Raw genomic sequence first — 437 nt, forward strand, 5'->3', positions numbered from 1 at the left:
GTCGCGAGCGGTCGCCTCGTCTGCCGGAACCTCCGCCCAGCTCACGTCCAGAGAGTCCCAGATCGCACGGTTCGTCAGCCGTTCGAGTTCGACGAGGGTCTCGTCGTCGATCTCAGTCGGCGTCGTGAAGTCCAGACGGACCTTCTCTTCGGAGATGTCGAAGCCGCCGTAGCCGAGATCGTCGAGAAGCCGGCGACCAGCTCCGTAGAGCACGTGACTCGCCGTGTGTGCTCGCATACAGTACGTTCGGAAGTCGTCGTCGACGACACCGGTCACCGCGTCGCCGACCTCGAACGAGGGTGACGCCGTCAGCGTGTGCCGGACCGCGTCGGCGTCTTCCTGAACGTCGACGACTTGGACGCCGTCGATCGTTCCGCTGTCTGCGGGCTGGCCACCGCTCTCGGCGTAAAAGTAGGTGTGATCGAGCGTCACCGTCC

General features: G+C 64.8%; 1 protein-coding gene. It reads right to left on the reverse strand.

Features of this window, described 5'->3' with window-relative positions:
- Nucleotides 1-437, reverse strand: a 437-nt coding sequence (locus tag DVK05_RS16660) for an alanine--tRNA ligase-related protein (protein ID WP_233562261.1), incomplete at both ends; no start/stop codon positions are given.

Source organism: Halorubrum sp. Atlit-8R (genome assembly GCF_003666025.1).
In the GTDB taxonomy this organism is placed as follows: Archaea; Halobacteriota; Halobacteria; order Halobacteriales; family Haloferacaceae; genus Halorubrum; species Halorubrum salinarum.